The 16,329-nt window shown below is 36.7% G+C and carries 27 protein-coding genes; 14 read left to right on the forward strand and 13 right to left on the reverse strand.

The genetic code is table 11. From position 1 onward, the window contains the following. Positions 1–38: 38 nt before the first annotated feature. Both MKX55_RS05975 and MKX55_RS05980 read right to left on the reverse strand, forming a co-directional pair. Positions 39–1,199: a CBS domain-containing protein gene (locus MKX55_RS05975; RefSeq protein WP_339236781.1), complete on the reverse strand. Its 1,161-nt coding sequence runs from the start codon at positions 1,197–1,199 to the stop codon at positions 39–41. Between the two features lie 117 nt (positions 1,200–1,316). Continuing rightward, positions 1,317–3,251, reverse strand: a complete 1,935-nt coding sequence (locus tag MKX55_RS05980; protein ID WP_339238434.1) for an ABC-F family ATP-binding cassette domain-containing protein — start codon at positions 3,249–3,251, stop codon at positions 1,317–1,319. A gap of 355 nt (positions 3,252–3,606) precedes the next feature. Between MKX55_RS05980 and MKX55_RS05985 the strand changes: the two genes are divergently transcribed. Next, positions 3,607–4,242, forward strand: coding sequence for a redox-sensing transcriptional repressor Rex (locus tag MKX55_RS05985; protein WP_339183218.1), 636 nt, complete (start codon positions 3,607–3,609; stop codon positions 4,240–4,242). 120 nt (positions 4,243–4,362) lie between these two features. Here MKX55_RS05985 and MKX55_RS05990 read toward each other — a convergent pair whose 3' ends face one another. Then, the gene (locus MKX55_RS05990) at positions 4,363–4,557 is read right to left on the reverse strand and encodes a DUF4305 domain-containing protein (protein WP_339236784.1); all 195 of its coding nucleotides are present in this window, start codon (positions 4,555–4,557) and stop codon (positions 4,363–4,365) included. Between the two features lies 1 nt (position 4,558). Next, positions 4,559–5,263 (reverse strand): type II CAAX endopeptidase family protein, encoded by a 705-nt coding sequence (locus MKX55_RS05995; protein ID WP_339236786.1) that lies wholly within the window; start codon positions 5,261–5,263, stop codon positions 4,559–4,561. Between the two features lie 315 nt (positions 5,264–5,578). On the opposite strand from MKX55_RS05995, the gene groES reads away from it, so the two are divergent. Next, positions 5,579–5,860 carry a co-chaperone GroES gene (gene groES, locus MKX55_RS06000; RefSeq protein WP_040983890.1) on the forward strand — a complete coding sequence of 94 codons (282 nt, stop codon included), beginning with the start codon at positions 5,579–5,581 and terminating at the stop codon, positions 5,858–5,860. Between the two features lie 61 nt (positions 5,861–5,921). Beyond that, a complete protein-coding gene (gene groL, locus MKX55_RS06005) occupies positions 5,922–7,553 on the forward strand; it encodes a chaperonin GroEL (RefSeq protein WP_339236789.1) in 1,632 nt (543 codons plus the stop codon). 77 nt (positions 7,554–7,630) lie between these two features. Here the strand turns inward: groL and MKX55_RS06010 are convergent, their stop codons facing one another. The 7 genes from MKX55_RS06010 to MKX55_RS06040 all read right to left on the reverse strand — a co-directional run bounded on the left by MKX55_RS06010 (position 7,631) and on the right by MKX55_RS06040 (position 11,410). After that, the gene (locus MKX55_RS06010) at positions 7,631–8,833 is read right to left on the reverse strand and encodes a tyrosine-type recombinase/integrase (protein ID WP_339236791.1); all 1,203 of its coding nucleotides are present in this window, start codon (positions 8,831–8,833) and stop codon (positions 7,631–7,633) included. A gap of 145 nt (positions 8,834–8,978) precedes the next feature. Continuing rightward, complete coding sequence (locus tag MKX55_RS06015; protein WP_339236794.1) at positions 8,979–9,251, reverse strand: hypothetical protein; 273 nt, start codon at positions 9,249–9,251, stop codon at positions 8,979–8,981. Positions 9,252–9,287: 36 nt separating this feature from the next. After that, positions 9,288–9,590, reverse strand: coding sequence for an ImmA/IrrE family metallo-endopeptidase (locus tag MKX55_RS06020; RefSeq protein ID WP_339236796.1), 303 nt, complete (start codon positions 9,588–9,590; stop codon positions 9,288–9,290). Next, positions 9,587–9,769 (reverse strand): hypothetical protein, encoded by a 183-nt coding sequence (locus MKX55_RS06025; RefSeq protein WP_339236798.1) that lies wholly within the window; start codon positions 9,767–9,769, stop codon positions 9,587–9,589. Before MKX55_RS06025 ends, MKX55_RS06020 begins: the two co-directional genes overlap by 4 nt. An 87-nt stretch (positions 9,770–9,856) precedes the next feature. Beyond that, on the reverse strand, positions 9,857–9,943 hold the full coding sequence (locus MKX55_RS06030) for an SHOCT domain-containing protein (protein ID WP_339238436.1): 87 nt from the start codon (positions 9,941–9,943) through the stop codon (positions 9,857–9,859). A gap of 33 nt (positions 9,944–9,976) precedes the next feature. Then, positions 9,977–10,972 carry a hypothetical protein gene (locus tag MKX55_RS06035; protein WP_339236800.1) on the reverse strand — a complete coding sequence of 332 codons (996 nt, stop codon included), beginning with the start codon at positions 10,970–10,972 and terminating at the stop codon, positions 9,977–9,979. Between the two features lie 45 nt (positions 10,973–11,017). Further along, a complete protein-coding gene (locus tag MKX55_RS06040; protein ID WP_339183240.1) occupies positions 11,018–11,410 on the reverse strand; it encodes a helix-turn-helix transcriptional regulator in 393 nt (130 codons plus the stop codon). Between the two features lie 161 nt (positions 11,411–11,571). On the opposite strand from MKX55_RS06040, the gene MKX55_RS06045 reads away from it, so the two are divergent. After that, positions 11,572–11,796, forward strand: a complete 225-nt coding sequence (locus MKX55_RS06045) for a helix-turn-helix transcriptional regulator (RefSeq protein ID WP_339183242.1) — start codon at positions 11,572–11,574, stop codon at positions 11,794–11,796. A 164-nt stretch (positions 11,797–11,960) separates the two neighbouring features. Beyond that, positions 11,961–12,164, forward strand: coding sequence for a hypothetical protein (locus MKX55_RS06050; RefSeq protein WP_256705829.1), 204 nt, complete (start codon positions 11,961–11,963; stop codon positions 12,162–12,164). Here MKX55_RS06050 and MKX55_RS06055 read toward each other — a convergent pair. Further along, positions 12,156–12,545 (reverse strand): hypothetical protein, encoded by a 390-nt coding sequence (locus tag MKX55_RS06055; protein ID WP_339236802.1) that lies wholly within the window; start codon positions 12,543–12,545, stop codon positions 12,156–12,158. The genes MKX55_RS06050 and MKX55_RS06055 overlap by 9 nt on opposite strands. A gap of 72 nt (positions 12,546–12,617) precedes the next feature. Here MKX55_RS06055 and MKX55_RS06060 point away from each other — a divergent pair, with 72 nt between their 5' ends. Next, positions 12,618–12,806, forward strand: coding sequence for a hypothetical protein (locus tag MKX55_RS06060; RefSeq protein ID WP_339236804.1), 189 nt, complete (start codon positions 12,618–12,620; stop codon positions 12,804–12,806). Here MKX55_RS06060 and MKX55_RS06065 read toward each other — a convergent pair. Continuing rightward, entirely contained in the window at positions 12,792–13,379 is a 588-nt protein-coding gene (locus MKX55_RS06065) for a hypothetical protein (RefSeq protein ID WP_339236806.1), read from the reverse strand. The two genes, MKX55_RS06060 and MKX55_RS06065, sit on opposite strands and share 15 nt — an antisense overlap. A gap of 68 nt (positions 13,380–13,447) precedes the next feature. On the opposite strand from MKX55_RS06065, the gene MKX55_RS06070 reads away from it, so the two are divergent. The 8 genes from MKX55_RS06070 to MKX55_RS06105 all read left to right on the forward strand — a co-directional run bounded on the left by MKX55_RS06070 (position 13,448) and on the right by MKX55_RS06105 (position 16,327). Continuing rightward, positions 13,448–13,651, forward strand: coding sequence for a hypothetical protein (locus MKX55_RS06070; RefSeq protein ID WP_339236809.1), 204 nt, complete (start codon positions 13,448–13,450; stop codon positions 13,649–13,651). Between the two features lie 181 nt (positions 13,652–13,832). Continuing rightward, on the forward strand, positions 13,833–14,639 hold the full coding sequence (locus MKX55_RS06075) for a phage antirepressor KilAC domain-containing protein (RefSeq protein WP_339236811.1): 807 nt from the start codon (positions 13,833–13,835) through the stop codon (positions 14,637–14,639). After that, the gene (locus MKX55_RS06080; protein ID WP_339236813.1) at positions 14,639–14,950 is read left to right on the forward strand and encodes a hypothetical protein; all 312 of its coding nucleotides are present in this window, start codon (positions 14,639–14,641) and stop codon (positions 14,948–14,950) included. The genes MKX55_RS06075 and MKX55_RS06080 overlap by 1 nt, the downstream gene beginning before the upstream one ends. Before the next feature lie 13 nt (positions 14,951–14,963). Further along, positions 14,964–15,272 carry a hypothetical protein gene (locus tag MKX55_RS06085; protein ID WP_339236815.1) on the forward strand — a complete coding sequence of 103 codons (309 nt, stop codon included), beginning with the start codon at positions 14,964–14,966 and terminating at the stop codon, positions 15,270–15,272. 115 nt (positions 15,273–15,387) lie between these two features. Continuing rightward, positions 15,388–15,651: a helix-turn-helix transcriptional regulator gene (locus MKX55_RS06090; RefSeq protein WP_193065308.1), complete on the forward strand. Its 264-nt coding sequence runs from the start codon at positions 15,388–15,390 to the stop codon at positions 15,649–15,651. Next, entirely contained in the window at positions 15,648–15,890 is a 243-nt protein-coding gene (locus MKX55_RS06095) for a hypothetical protein (RefSeq protein ID WP_339236818.1), read from the forward strand. The genes MKX55_RS06090 and MKX55_RS06095 overlap by 4 nt, the downstream gene beginning before the upstream one ends. A gap of 93 nt (positions 15,891–15,983) precedes the next feature. Further along, the gene (locus tag MKX55_RS06100; protein ID WP_193065310.1) at positions 15,984–16,202 is read left to right on the forward strand and encodes a hypothetical protein; all 219 of its coding nucleotides are present in this window, start codon (positions 15,984–15,986) and stop codon (positions 16,200–16,202) included. Next, positions 16,199–16,327 carry a hypothetical protein gene (locus MKX55_RS06105; protein ID WP_264299306.1) on the forward strand — a complete coding sequence of 43 codons (129 nt, stop codon included), beginning with the start codon at positions 16,199–16,201 and terminating at the stop codon, positions 16,325–16,327. Before MKX55_RS06100 ends, MKX55_RS06105 begins: the two co-directional genes overlap by 4 nt. The last annotated feature ends 2 nt before the right edge of the window (positions 16,328–16,329 follow it).

Below are 16,329 nucleotides of genomic sequence, written 5' to 3' on the forward strand. Positions count from 1 at the left end.
TATAGTATTCCAAGCACTTCTTTCTGTTTTATATAAAATCAGCCGGTAAATTGCTGTCCCATCAAATCCTCATCATATACTGTAACAACCACAGATTCAATAGGATTGTCCTTTGCAGAATGTACAGTAAATAATAGATGTTTATAGTGTATCGTGTTTGGACTGTCAGGCTGCTGTTTCATTAATTCCGATAAAAAGCTGTTCAACGTCTGATGCGGTGTATCGATTGGAAAAGTGATTCCAAGTGTTCCTTCTAATATAAACAGGCTGACCGACCCATTAATCAGATAACGATTACCGGAAAGCGGCAGGATGTCCTTTGACTCTGTTGTCATTGGCTTCTGTTCTCCTAATAAGTCTTTCGTTATGTCTCTGATAATATCCTCCAAAGTAATTAACCCAAATGTTCCTCCAAATTCATCGAGAACAATGGCGATGCTGTAATCTCTTTCCCTCATATCCTTAAAAACGTCCTCTATTTCTTGATTCATTCTGACGTATACAGCAGGGCGAATAATATGATGAAGAGAAAAGAAAGCAGAAGATCCACCTGATTTCAGACTTCGAAAGAAATCTTTTACATGTAATATCCCAGCGATTTCGTCAATATCTTCATCATAAACAGGAATTCTTGTAAATGCGGTTTCTTGCACAGCAGCAAATACTTCTTCCATGGCTGCATCTATTTGCAGCACGGTTAAATCCGTGCGATGCGTTGCAATTTCTCCTACATCTTTGCCGCTGAATTCGATAATATTTTGAGCTTCCTGTTGATTTTCCGGCCATGTTGCTTCCTCATTCATTTTATTCGTAAAGGTATGAGGCATCAGCCGGGATAATCCTTGTGCAATAAGCTGAGGATGATGATTTGCCAGCCATTTTGGCAAAAGATATCCTAAGCTGCTCCACAAGCCAAATAAAAGCAGACTGGAGCCAAAGAGAATCATAAACTCATTTAGATTTTGTGAAAAAGGTAAAACCGAGTGAAAGAAAGCCTGACCAAGCGGAAGAGTGACAGCCGCAGTAAGCCATACACTGCTGAAAAGGCCGATAAATATCACGGCAAAGCGAAGGAAACGAAGAAAGGAATGGGAACGTACTTCTGCTGCGGTTGATTGAGACAGCATGGTTTCTTTGATAGCATAGTACATCAAACTGACAAGAATGAAAACTAAAAAAGTAACGATGGGTATCGCCACGGGATAACAACCTCCGTTTATCAAATTGAATAGTTTACTATGTTGATTTAAGTAAAAAAACAGGCATTGGTTCTGCCTGTTTTTAGTATACAACAATCTGAAAATTATATCAATTGCTTAATTCTCTTCTAATTCTGCCCATTCCTCCATGAAATGATCCAACTCTTCTTTTAAAGCAGATAATTTATCGGTTAGTTCCATTGTCTTTTTATGATCATCAAATACGTCTGGCTTGGTCATCTCCAGTTCGATGGCTGCAATGGCTTCCTCCTGCTGTTCAATGCTTGTTTCCAGCTCTTCAATCCGCCGTTTGCGTTTGCGTTCCTCGCGCTGCCGCTGTTTTTCTTCCTGGAAGCTGCGTTTTTTTGCTGAAGCTGCCGGCTCTTCTGTTTCCTTCTGCTGATTTTGCAGCTGCAACAGCCGCCGCTCCTCTTCCTCTGCTTTTTTTTCTAAATAATAATCATAGTCGCCAAGATATATTTTCACACTGTTTGCCTGCATTTCTGCAACTTGATCCGCAATCCGATTAATAAAATAACGGTCATGGGAAACAAAAAGAATCGTTCCCGGAAAATCAATTAAAGCACTTTCTAATACTTCTTTGCTGTCGATGTCCAGATGGTTTGTCGGCTCATCAAGGATTAATAAATTTGCTTTTTGCATTTTTAATTTTGCCAGAGCAAGCCTTGATTTTTCACCGCCGCTTAAGGCAGATACAGGTTTTAAGACATCCTCGCCAGAGAATAGAAAATTCCCGAGGATTGTGCGAATGTCTTTCTCATTAATCAATGGATAATCATCCCACAGCTCCTGCAGAACAGTTTTATTTGAGTGAAGGTTTGCCTGTTCCTGGTCGTAGTAGCCGATTTGAACATTTGTCCCGAGCTGGATTTCACCTTGATTTGCCAGATACTTGCCGACAATATTTTTTAATAAGGTGGTTTTGCCGACACCGTTTGGACCTACCAATGCGATACGGTCGCCCCGGTTAGCATGCAGCGTGATGTTTTTAAAAATCGGCTGATCCGTATCCGGATATTGAAACGTTAAATCTTTTATTTTTAACACATCATTTCCGCTCTGACGGTTCACCTGGAAAGAAATAGATGCGGAGGATTCATCCCCGGCAGGATGGTCAAGACGTTCTATTTTTTCAAGCTTTTTACGTCTGCTCTGGGCACGTTTCGTCGTAGAAGCGCGTGCTAAATTACGCTGAATAAAATCTTCCATCCGTTTGATTTCTGTCTGCTGTTTTTCAAATTCTTTTTTCTCCTGCTCATAATCAAGCGCTTTTTGAGCTAAGTAGTTACTGTAAGTTCCGTGGAACTTTTTAGAATGATGTCTGGAAATTTCATAAACAATTGATACAGTTTTGTCTAAAAAGTAGCGGTCATGGGAAACAATAATGATAGCACCCGGATAGCTTACTAAATAGCCTTCAAGCCATGTAAGTGTGTCAATATCTAAGTGGTTCGTCGGTTCATCAAGAATAAGCAGCTGCGGTTTTTGCAGTAGAAGCTTCCCGAGAGCCAGTCTTGTTTTCTGCCCGCCGCTTAAATCGGTAATCAATGTATCGTAATCATAATCACCAAAGGACAATCCGGTGAGCACAGACTTTATTTCCGCTTGATACGTATATCCGCCATTCAATTGATATTCATTTTGAAGCGTGTCATATTTTTCGAGCAGCTGTTGGTAATCAGATGCTTCCATATTGGAGGAGCCTGCCATCTGTGCTTCCAGTTCACGTAATTTTTTCTCCATGGCAAGCAGAGGTGAAAATACATCCAGCATCTCTTGCCAGATGGTTTTTCCGGACTCTAACGTCATATGCTGTGAGAGGTAGCCGAATGTCAAGTCTTTCGGCTGAAATATCTCGCCGCCGTCATAAGGCATTTCCCCTGCCATGATTTTGAGAAGTGTTGATTTCCCGGCGCCATTCCGGCCGACTATTGCAATCCGTTCATTATCTTTTATTTCCATTTTTATATTAGCGAGAATCTCTTCTGCTCCAAAGGATTTAGAGATCCCGTTTAGTTGCATTAAAATCATCGTTGCCATCCTTTCTGACTCGTAAAAAAAGCTGTTCAAAAAGCACATGAAAATAAGGTGAAGAGCATGTTATTGCTTATCCTGTCTTCTTGAACCATCCTGTAAAAGGAAAGTATACCTTCTATTAGTGTAACGTATCCAAATAGAAGCTACAATAAAATTATAATAAAGTTCGCTATGTTGGCTGTATTTCTGTTAAAATTATATAATAGAGTGTGTACTATTAAATAAATGCGTTATTTACAAAATAAAGAAGGCTTACAATGTAAAATATAGCAGTACCCTTAGAGGGGATATGAAATGATTTAACATGTAAGTTTTCCTATACTTAGTAACTGAAGAGAGGCCGTTTCAAATGGAACAAAATAAAATCCCGCAGGCAACAGCTAAGCGTTTGCCTTTATATTATCGATTTTTAAATAATTTATATCAGCAAGGAAAGATGCGCGTATCTTCCAAAGAGTTAAGTGAGGCAGTTAAAGTAGATTCTGCCACCATCCGCAGAGACTTTTCCTATTTTGGTGCGCTTGGGAAAAAAGGATACGGATATAATGTGGAGTATTTATTAGGGTTCTTTAAAAGTACACTGGACCAGCATGAGATAACGAATGTTGCTTTAATTGGTGTTGGAAACCTGGGAACTGCGTTTTTGCATTATAACTTTTTAAAGAACAATAATATTCGTATCACGATGGCATTCGATACGGATGAATCCAAGGTAGGAACGGAAGTTGGCGGTGTTCCCGTTTATCATGTGAATGAATTAGAGGATAAAATAAGCGGAATTGAAGTTGCTATTTTAACAATACCTGCAGAAGAAGCAGATGCCGCTGCGAACCGCCTTGTGGAGCTCGGTATTAAAGGTATTCTTAATTTCACGCCGGCACGTATTACCGTTCCAAATTATATTCGCGTCCATCACATTGATTTAACAGTAGAATTGCAATCACTTGTATACTTTTTGAAGCATTATTCTTTAGAAGAGGAGTAGGAGCTGAATAGAATCTCTACAGTGATTTTCATAAACAAACTTCTCCTTTTCTAATTGCAAAAAACTAGCTCTTCACAGAACTTCTAAATTTAAGAAGCTTCCTGCCTAAGAGCTAGTTTTTTATTTTTTATTCTTCACTTTAAAATAGAATCGCAGCATCCGGAAGCCGGCATAGAAGGTTAAAGCTGCAAATCCGGCGAATATAAGGGGTACGGTATCCCAGACGGAATCCCCCTTGCTGAGAACTCCGACATAAATAAATAAAACACCGAATAATACATAAAGAATGGCTTTTATTAAATAAGGCTGATGCATGTTAACCTCCAAAGAATATGAGTTGTAATTGGTCAAGCTGTCTTTGAATTTCTTCTGGATCTAAAGAAAGCTGAGCCAGTACGACAAGGGTATTCATCCCTGCATGTACAATGATAGGTACAAGAATTCGCTTTGTCTGTACATAAAGGAATGCAAAAACAAAGCCCATCGCAGCATATACTAGTATATGCAGAAAATCCGTATGAATCACGGCAAAGATAAGGGAAGAAATTAAAGCTGCAAAGAAAAAGTTCATTTTTTTATACAGCGAACCAAATATAATTTTCCGGAAAATGATTTCTTCTAATATAGGCGCCAAAATTGCCGGAAGAACAACAAAGATTGGCACAGCCCGAGCCATGTTCATAATGCCTTGGGTGTTCTCTGAACCGGGATCGATTCCAAATAGCTCCATTTCAATCGTGGCAGCCAGCCCCTGTGAAAGAAGCGCCATAATGATACCCAGGACAGACCAGACAATAATACCGCCGACACCGACAGCATCGGGATGAGCCCGGACCTGCATATCAGGCTTTAAAAGCCAGAGAACAATAACAAGACCAAGAGTGAAGCTAAAGACAGACCAATAAATACTGGCAAGCGCAAGATTCAAACCAAATATGGATGTAATCAGCGGTGCCATAAGTAAAACAGAAAATTGCATAATGATATATGTGAGAATGACATATGTATATCTTCGAGTCATAAAAACGCTCCTTCATCTATTATCGCCATAGGATATATTCTAACACAACTGTTACTGAAAATTATAATCAAAAGTACATCAAATCATGCATGAAACCTTGAAAAAGAAAATAAGGAAGGATTAAAATGATAAGCAGGAAGTAAAAAATAGCGTTTTCTTCAAAAATCAAACGAATACAAGTTTTTCTAAAAATTCCTCATCATCCTGCTTGCATTTTTTCCAAGAATTAATTATTATAATAATTGGAGTTAGCACTCAAGTATATAGAGTGCTAATAAAAAATAAAATGATTTGGGATTAAGGAGGCAATTCTACATGATTAAACCATTAGGAGATCGTGTTGTTATCAAACTTGTTGAACAAGAAGAAACAACAGCAAGCGGAATCGTACTTCCAGACTCTGCAAAGGAAAAACCGCAAGAAGGTGAAGTAGTTGCAGTGGGATCTGGACGTGTGGAAAATGGAGAAAAAGTTGCTTTAGAAGTTTCTGAAGGAGACCGCATTATTTTCTCTAAATTTGCTGGTACTGAAGTGAAATATGAAGGTACAGAATACTTAATTCTTCGTGAAAATGATATTTTAGCAATTGTAGGCTAATCAAAAATATACGATGAATCTTTAATGAAACTGTGAATCAATTTGAAGGAGGAAGATTAACATGGCTAAAGACATTAAATTTAGTGAAGACGCACGACGCGCAATGCTGCGTGGTGTCGACACCTTAGCAGATGCAGTAAAAGTAACCTTAGGACCAAAAGGCCGCAACGTGGTTCTGGATAAAAAATTCGGTTCCCCATTAATTACAAATGATGGCGTAACCATTGCAAAAGAAATCGAATTAGAAGATGCATTTGAAAACATGGGTGCACAGCTTGTATCCGAAGTAGCATCTAAAACAAATGACGTTGCAGGTGACGGTACAACTACAGCAACTGTACTTGCTCAAGCAATGATCCGTGAAGGACTTAAAAACGTAACTTCCGGCGCAAATCCAGTTGGAATCCGCCGCGGTATTGAAAAAGCAGTAGCATTAGCTGTTGAGGAATTAAAAGGGATTTCTCAGCCAATCGAAAGCAAAGAAGCAATTTCTCAAATTGCAGCTGTTTCTTCAGGTGATAATGAAGTAGGCCAATTGATTGCAGAAGCAATGGAACGTGTAGGCAATGACGGTGTTATTACCATTGAAGAATCAAAAGGCTTCAACACAGAGCTTGAAGTAGTAGAAGGGATGCAATTCGATCGCGGATACTCTTCTCCTTATATGGTTACTGACCAAGATAAAATGGAAGCCGTATTAGAAGATCCATATATCTTGATTACTGATAAGAAAATTGGAAATATCCAAGAAGTGTTGCCAGTGTTAGAACAGGTTGTTCAACAAGGCAAACCACTTCTTATGATTGCAGAAGATGTTGAAGGCGAAGCACTTGCTACTTTAGTAGTAAACAAATTACGCGGTACATTCAATGCGGTAGCTGTGAAAGCTCCAGGATTCGGTGACCGCCGTAAAGCAATGCTGGAAGATATCGCTGTACTGACTGGTGCAGAAGTAATTACAGAAGACCTTGGACTGGATCTTAAATCAACAGGCATTGAACAATTAGGACGAGCTTCTAAAGTTGTCGTAACAAAAGATGATACAACAATCGTAGAAGGCTCAGGAGATCCGGAAACAATCTCCAGCCGTGTTGCACAAATCCGTGCACAAGCAGAAGAAACAACTTCTGATTTCGATAAAGAAAAATTACAAGAACGTCTGGCAAAATTAGCTGGCGGTGTTGCTGTCGTTAAAGTTGGTGCAGCTACAGAAACAGAATTGAAAGAACGTAAACTTCGCATTGAAGATGCACTGAACTCTACGCGTGCAGGTGTAGAAGAAGGAATGGTTCCTGGTGGCGGTACTGCCCTTGTGAACATCCACGGAAAAGTAAGTGAACTCAGCTTAGAAGGCGACGAAGCAACTGGTGCGAGCATCGTACTTCGTGCACTAGAAGAGCCGGTTCGTCAAATCGTTCATAACGCTGGACTGGAAGGTTCTATCATTGTAGAGCGTCTAAAAGGCGAAAAAGTAGGCATCGGCTACAATGCAGCAACAGACGAGTGGGTAAACATGGTTGAAGCAGGTATCGTAGACCCAACGAAGGTAACTCGTTACGCGCTTCAAAACGCAGCATCTGTTGCAGCAATGTTCTTAACTACAGAAGCTGTCGTAGCAGATAAGCCGGATGAAAATGAAGGCGGCGGAATGCCTGATATGGGCGGCATGGGCGGTATGCCTGGGATGATGTAAGTCATTCTCAGAGCGCTGATACAGCAATGGTTTAAGCGGTATACTAATAAAAATGACCGCATTTTGACCACATTTCATTAAAAATCAAGCAAATTATTCATGAGACTTCCGAATTTTTCGGAGTCTCTTTTTCTTACTTCTTCGGTTGTATGCAAATAAATGTTGGTTGTTGTTTTATCATCAGAGTGACCTAACCTCTCCATAATTCTCTCTAACGGAATGCCAGCCTCTGCTAATAAGGAAGTATGAGTATGTCTCAATGTATGTGGAGATAACTCTTGATTCAATTCCTTTGTTTTCTTTAAGATTCGTTTCATTCGAGAATCGATTAATTTAGGATAGATAGGATATCCATAATTCTTATTCCGATTAACAAATATAAAGTTTTCGTCATGATATTCTTCTCCAACTTCATTTTTTAATTGATGATTTAATTCTATTACTTCTTTGAGGGCTTTAACAACTCTATTGTCAATATCAATAGTTCTGACAGAGCTTTCTGTTTTTGGCGTGAAAATTTGATAATCAATAATATTATTTTTAGGATTGTAATAAGTCTTGGTTATTTTTAGAAAATAATGGCCGTTTTCATTTATCAAGTCTGTTTCTTTTAGAGCACACATTTCTCCAACGCGTAACCCTGAATAGGCTAATGTTAAAAATACCTCAAAATCAAGATCGAGACCTTCACTGTTTGCAGTTAATAAAAAGTATGCTAGTTGTCCTTTCTCCATATATTTTGGTAAGTAAGCCGTTGTTTCTAATTCTTCAACGGTTTTCTTTTTTCTCGTTAAATACGCATATTCTGTAGGATTTTTCTTAATCACTTCTAATTGCATTGCTTTTTTAAATATCATTTTCCCGGTAGTATGGATACCATGCACGGTTTGGTAAGCGTATTTGTCTTGTAATTTATGCAATGCTTCTTGATAGACATTCCAAGTAATATCAATCATACGAATATTTTCAAAGTGAGTATTAAGATTATTGATTTCGTGTTGTCTTATGCGTCTAGTTCCCGGTTTAACACTTCGTTCTTTTTCATAGATATCCAGCCACTTCATTGCAAACTCATTAAAAGTAATAGGGTTGTCGTAAACTGTCTTTCCTAAATCAAGTTCATTTAACAGTTCCCTTGCAGCTCTTTCTGCCTCCGGTTTAGTATCAAATCCTCTCCTTGTAGTTTGTTTCTTTTTCCCAGTTATCGGATCATGAACAGTTCTGAGTTTAAACAACCATTTTTCACCGTTCTTTGTTTTGTACTTTTTAAAGCTTGCCATTATAAATCACCTTCATCCTCTAAAAAGTATTTCGGAACTTCTTTATAAGTAACTATATCCCCGATTAACTCTCCATCATCAACAGGTATAACCACTATTTCTTCCATAGCTTTCTATTTTCTCTTCTAATGATGTGATTTTCATATCATCCATCCTTTCTTTTCTCTTTTTCTAAAATCATTTCGTTAAAATGCAATGTGTTTAATAATTGGTAAGCCATAATTTTCGAATCTTCTCGTGACCATTCCATGCCATCATTTTCATAATTGTTACCCATAAAATAATGACCGATTAACATTTCCAGTATTCTATTCAATTCTATAAATACTCCTCGCTGGTTGGTTTTCTTTGCAATCTCAAGCATTTCTTCTAAAAAGATTCCGACCTCTCCATTTCTAATTTCTCTATCTCTTATCATAATGATGCACTCCTTGTAATTAGTTTTGATAATTATTTAATAGTTTCTGTTATTTTGATTTTCCGCTATTTGATAAGTAGCATAGTTCGGGCTATAATCGATTTGTTTATTTTCGTACATTTCTAATCGTCTTAACGCAAATTCACAATCTACATTAAAATGTTTCATAATGTCGGCTACACAATTTACTTTTAAATCTTCCAGCATAAATGTAGGGGCGCAAAAATGATAAGCGAAATAGTCCGCCTGATATTCCTGTAGATCAATAAATAGCTGATGCATATTCAATTGATTTCCACAATGCCTTAAATAATGACAAATCTCATGGCCAAAATTCATCCAGCGCTCTCTGTTCCTGGTTCTAAAAATATTTCATCTTCAAACATGTATGTTTTCTTTTTGTCCAAGATTTCTACACTGAGTTTTTTTGCCACGATTTGTAGATCCAATTCTTTAGGTTCGGTGATGCCAATTTTTAAATATAGTTCGTAAATATAATCCTCTAGGTGTGAATACAAACTAAAACCCCCATTTAAAGAATGTATGTTCGTTTTATGGTTAAAATAGAAGACGTATCTAAATACGCCCTCAGTTGGTTTATTAATTTATAAATCTAATAATTGCTTTTTCTTTTGGTTATATTCATCATCTGTAATTGCTCCAGAATCTAACAGCTCTTTATATTTCTTGATCTCATCTGATGCTGATGTGGTTTGTTGTTTTAATTACTCTTTTTCAAACCACACTGATAATGTCAATTCTGATGACTGATTTTCTAATTCATTAAAAATCGTAACTTTATAACCTGATTCACTGAAATTATATTGATTATGTCTTTCGTCAAGTGTTTCTGACATAGCAACTACTAAACTATCATTACTTATTCCCAAGACTTCTCCAACAAAAAATAGAGAAGAAAATGCATTTCCTGATTCATTATCAACTACCCCTACAGCAAAGCTATTTATTTCATTGTCGCTGTCATAAGCAACTCTTATTACATAATCATCCGAAGAGTGTAATACTTGAGATGTTCCGAATTCAGTTTCTTGTCTATCTTCAAAGGCATTTGGATCGAGTAATTCAAAACCATCTAACTGTGAACCGTAGCGGTTATATTCTTCGATGAAATCTTCTAACTCTTCATTTACTTGTTTATCTAATTGACCTTTATCATTACTTTCAGATTCATCTACTTCACTAAAATCTTCTGATACTCTTGCTATTGTAGGAGGGAGTTCTTTATCAAGATAATTACGGGCTATTACACCTACCATATATCCAATTTCTCCAGATGCATTAGAAAGAGCTTCAAAATCATTATCATCAAGATACTTCTCAGAAGCCTCTTTCACAAAATCGGCAACTTCTACAACTTCTTTAGTTAAAGGGTCCTCAGAATTAAAATTTTTCTCTATATCTTTAATGGCAGTATCTATATTATCTATTCCTTCTGTCAAAAGTTGTTTTATCTCAGCTTCTCCGTCACCATCAGTAAGGTAAGAAATATTTAAAGAACTCTTTGTAATCTCCTCTAAATAATATAACGCATCCCTTTTACCCATTTCCTCTGTATTCGCTTCTTCACTATTTATTTCTGCAGCAACCTCTTCGGTTCGAGATCCGTTATTTTCTTCCTCAGAAGTATCACCTTCAGAACTATCATCGCAAGCCGCGAGAAGCATCGCCATTCCTATCAATAAAAATAAGTATTTCTTCAAATAATCGACCCCTCAATTAAATATTATCTATATCAAAGCCATTCTCTATTTCTTTTGGCTCTTTTTAAACTTAATGTATTCATATACTTCTTTCATTTCCTCAGCAGTGAATGATTCTAAATCCTTGAACATTAAATCTACATCCGGATATTCTGTGGCTATTTTGTCTTTATAATAATCAAGTCTTCTATTCGCTCTACCGGATGCTTGTAAATATTGGAATGATTCTGGAGTGTCTGTTCTTCCCAGTAAGTAATCAGTAGTTACTTCCAAATGATCAGCTATATCAGCTATTAAATCAGGGTCAGGTTTAGTTTTTCCTGTTTCATATCTTGATAATTGATAAGGAGTCACCCCAAGTACTTTCGCCAATTCATTTTGTTTTATATTCTTTTTGTCTCTTGTCGCTCTAATTCTTTTTCCTAATATATTATCCAAAGCCTTCTCCTCCAAGCTTTAAGTTATACCTAATATATCATTTTTGCAGTTATTGCAAATATAAATTGCAAAATATGCATTAAAACTATTGACATTGCAAAAAATGCAATATATAATTTGGTTAACGAATTGCAAAAAGTGCAATAGAAAGAGGTGATTGAATGAAGAAAGTAAATCTGAAAAAAATAAAAGATATACGTAAAAATAAAGGTTTATCCCAAGAAGATATGGCGAATTTATTAGGATTAAAATCTCTTTATCCATATCACAGAAAAGAGTCAGGAGCGCAAAAATTTTCCGCCGAAGAGATTCACGCTATAGCCAATTACTTCGATTTACCAATTGAATATTTTTTTGATGATGAACTTGCAATTAATGCAATTTAACACATCGTCATCACATCCAAGCAACAACATCTAAAAGAGCGGAGCATGCCACGACGTATCAAATGCGATACTGAGCAGCGCCAATAGGTAACGCCATAATGTTAGGTGCTGTTGCTTGGGTGTGATAAGCCAAAGCGATGTGAACAAATCTATAGGAGGTAACTATGTCGGACGAAACAAATAAAAATCATTTATATATTCCTAGCCCAACGCAAGAAGTTGTTGAAACTAATGATGCATTGTACATCGACGGATACAAGGTTGATTTCGTTTTAACAGATTCAGTGAAAACGAAACCCTTTAGCGAAGATGCCGTGGAGGTTACCTTAACATTTATCGCTAAGAGTTTCACCGACGAATCAAAATAAAAACTGGAATATAGCTTTGCTTATTGACTGTGGATTAATAGGAATTCCTTCTTCTTTGAGAAATTGCTTAACTTTCTCTTTAAATTCCGGTTTCTCTAAACTAGCCAAGTATTGATGACCGGAAGTTGTTAAACCTTTGAAAGTGTAAAGATTGCCGTCTTTAGTAACTACTTTCTTTCCTTTGATTAGACCGTCATCAAGTAAGTTATCAATAGTCTCTATAACCGAATTTATTAAATCTTTATCCGGAATTCCATTAGAACGTTCGGTCTTAATGAATTCATTATCAGTTAAAAATTTAAATAATTTATTTCCATTACTAGGTTTTCTGATTTCGATTGTTTCCAGAACAACTTGATAAAGAGCAAAGTAATTAATCATTATTTTTCCCTCCCTTCATGAAAATTCTACCACAAAGAGGGGGCTAGCAAATCGTATAGGAGGCGGATTAGCTTGTCAGCCAATGAAAAAGAATCATTAATTTCAATCTTCTTGTCTAAAGAAAAAGTATTGGAAGGTGGGGGCACCATAAACGTAACTATTGAGTTAGAAAAGATGACCCCACAAAATCAAAACAACATAAGACAGGAAGCGATCAAAACTTTAAATAAAGTTGCGGATGAGATCTCACTTACCAGTTAACCAATTTATTAATGAATGTGCTATAGGTTCAGATAACCAAGAATGTTTACTTAAGGAATTAGAGAAACGAGATAATGTGCCTTTTTGAACAGGTATGTTGTTTTCGGTGATTGCTTTTAGCATATCAATCAATTCATTTAATTCTTTTTTGTCTTCAACTGCATTTTGATTAATCAATTCCTTTAGGTAATCAAGATTGTATGAATTTTCAATAGTTGCAGAATGTTGAGTTCCAATTATAGAACCTTCAGCTTTTTCTATGTTAAAAACAACATTTGCAGAATTTCTTTTTTCTTGTTCAAACTCAGCTTTAGTTTGAATAAAAGCGTTCTTATACTGAGCTTCGCCTTTCATAAAAACTGTATCAATATCAAAAACAAAGTATTCATCTTGACTATCAGTAATTTTCAACCAATCTCCTATTTGTATTGGTTCGTCTAAAAATATTTGGAAGACGGTTTTGTTATTCTTTGTGTTTTTCAAACCATCAATTTTTTTAATAAATTTGTTATCTCGTATAATATCTAATTTTTGTCCATGTCTTGATATGAACCCAGCCAACGGATTTCTCATATCATCACCTCCCTTCATGAAAATTTTACCACAAAGAGGGGACAAACAAATCGTATAGGAGGTGCAAAATGGAACAAGTATACAAAACAATAGATGATTTATCTGAATTTATTCAACAAATCATCGAGAATGGCTCCAGCGAAGAGCTGCAACTCTTGCCGGAGCTTGTCAACGCATTATCTAATCTGATTTCTGTTTCTTCTCTTGATACGGATTTACATTTCCGCGAACAACTTCGCGAAGAAAGTAAAAATCTTTTGCCACACCAGTAGCGTTGTCTAACCCGTTAGTAGATTGCCCATTAGCTCTTACTAACTTTGAATTATGTTCCAATAAAGCAATCGTTAATTCTGCAGCGATTTCATCTGCTGATTTTTCACTCATGATATATCCCTCCCTTTTAGTACCAGTTTACTAGAAAAGGATGGAAATAAAAATATAGGAGGAACCAAAATGAATCAATTACAAGTATTCGAAAATGAACTTTTTAAAGTAACCGCAAAAATAATTGATGGCGAACCAGCGTTTGATGCTGAGCAAGTTGCAAAAAATTTAGGCTTCGTTTCAAAAACAACTAAGAACGGTCATGTCTATGAAAACGTTAGGTGGTCAAGAGTTAATAACTTTCTGCCACTTGTGGCAGAACTCAAAAGTGGTGATTTTATTCCAGAGCCACTTGTTTACAAGTTAGCTTTCAAAGCGGCAAATAACATCGCTGAAAAGTTTCAAGATTGGTTAGCAATTGATGTCATACCCTCAATTAGAAAAACTGGTGGGTACGTTCAAGAAAACAGAGCAATAGATTTTGTTAATTCCTGGTTACCACAACTAGATGAGAATTCTAAACATGCTGTCGCTTCAACACTTGAACAAAATAAATATTTAGTGAATGAAAATCAAAAATTAGTAACTACTATTGAAACTCAAAAGCCAAAAGTTGTCTTCGCTGATGCCTATGAAGTTTCTAATGACCTAATCACCGTTAAAGAAATGGCAAATCTACTGAAACAAAAAGGCCTTGAAACTGGAGAAATACGATTTTATACATGGTTAAGAGATAACGGTTATGTCTGCAGAAAAGCAGGAGACATGTACAACTTGCCGACGCAGCGTTCTCTCGATTTAGGAATATTGGCAATAAAGAAAGGCGTAAGAACTGGAACCGGCGGCGCTATACGTCAAACCAGGACAACTAAAGTTACAGGAAAAGGTCAAATTTATTTTGTAAACAAATTATTGCCGGAATTGGCGGTGATTTAATGGCTGAAATCAAACAGTTCAACAGTTTTCCGGTTAGTTTCAATAGATTAAAAGGTTTCACCAATCAAAAGGTATTAGCTGAATATTACCATCATGATGTTCCGTCGGAACCATCTGTATCTGTCTTGAACGTAGCCGAATATGTCTCATTTCTTGATTTCGAAACAGAAAATTTTATCGGTATAAGATTTGCTGACGGAACAAACGTTGATTTTTCCAGTCAAATTTACAATACCAATCTTTCTAATGATTCTGTGGTGTTTTCTTCAAAGAATGACGAAGAGACTTACTGCATTATCACATTAATTTAAAGGAGTGATCTAAATGTCTCAAGAAATCCAAGAACTCGAAGCCAGATTATTCGAGGAAAGATTGAAAGAACTATGCAGACGAGCTTACAACCAAGGTCTTGATGATGCACGTACTAATCAATCTTATCCTCCCATGTTCAAAAAAGAAGATGTTGCTAACTATTTTCAAGTTTCTAAAGCATCTGTGGAAAACATCATTCGTATGAGTGGTTTCCCGAAATCAAAAATTGTGAACGCAAGATACCCAAGAGATGAGGTGATCAAGTGGGCGAATGCGTCCGAAAACATCGAGCGTGTAAATCTATTAAAACAAGCAAACTAGAAACCAACTAAGGGATTGGTTAATTACATTATAACTCTATTCACCTATTAATGCGGTTCGCTATTGGAACATTCTGTATATGTTCTCATAACGAACATGAAGGGAGGTGGGAGGATTGGAGATACAGACAGCTTTAATCAAGATGCGGAAAGGAGCAAAGCTAAAGCAATCTTGTATGGCTAAATTAATGGGGATGACCCGAAGCAATATAGCCAAATTAGAGACTGGGAGGATTCAAACGAAGGCCGAGGATTTACTCAAATGGTGCAAAATAACAAACAATCCGGAAATGCTTATGGTTTTATATGCAGCAGTTGATATTGCGACAACATCAGCACCGTTAATCACAGGTTTTATCAAATTAGGAGGGTTTATATGATAAACATTTTCGAAAGATTCCAAAAGGAAAAAGATTGCTACAAGTATTGCCGAGAACAAGAAGCAGCAGCTTTAAAAGAGTGCGATATTCCAAAAGCAATTGCATATGCAGAGAACGCATCTAGATCACTAAAAGAAATCAACAAGATTGAATCATACATCAAAGAATTAGAACAAATCAAAATCGTAGTTGTGGCTATTGAGCAAGATCATCACGATTTCATGGAGTCCCGGATATGAGCGAACGCATTATCAAATGGTTGTACAGGATAGGTTTTGTAGGAGCAATGACGTTTTTGTACTACATGATGATTAACGTATAGGAGGTTGGTTATGAGAGCTTATATCAATGTTTGGGATAAGACGTACCCAGTTGGAGTGATTAGTTGGTTTAACGACGGAAAAATTTCGAGCGTAGCGTTCATCGAAGAAAACGGTGTGGCCATAACTATTTTCCATTCGGATGATATCAGCACAGAAAAAGAAATGGTATTGATTGATGGTGTCTACCACGCAGATTTAAACAAACGCATTACATGGGAGGAATTATGATGAAAATCAAAGCAGGAGCTTGGCTATCACTTAACAGCCGGCAAAAACAAATCGTTTTGAAGTTATGGAATGAAAGAAATGAAAGACGAACAAAAGAAAAAAGCACCTCTGCCAAGGCGCTTTAAAA

It is taken from the genome of Oceanobacillus sp. FSL W7-1281 (genome assembly GCF_037969835.1).
Classification (GTDB): domain Bacteria; phylum Bacillota; class Bacilli; order Bacillales; family Amphibacillaceae; genus Oceanobacillus; species Oceanobacillus oncorhynchi.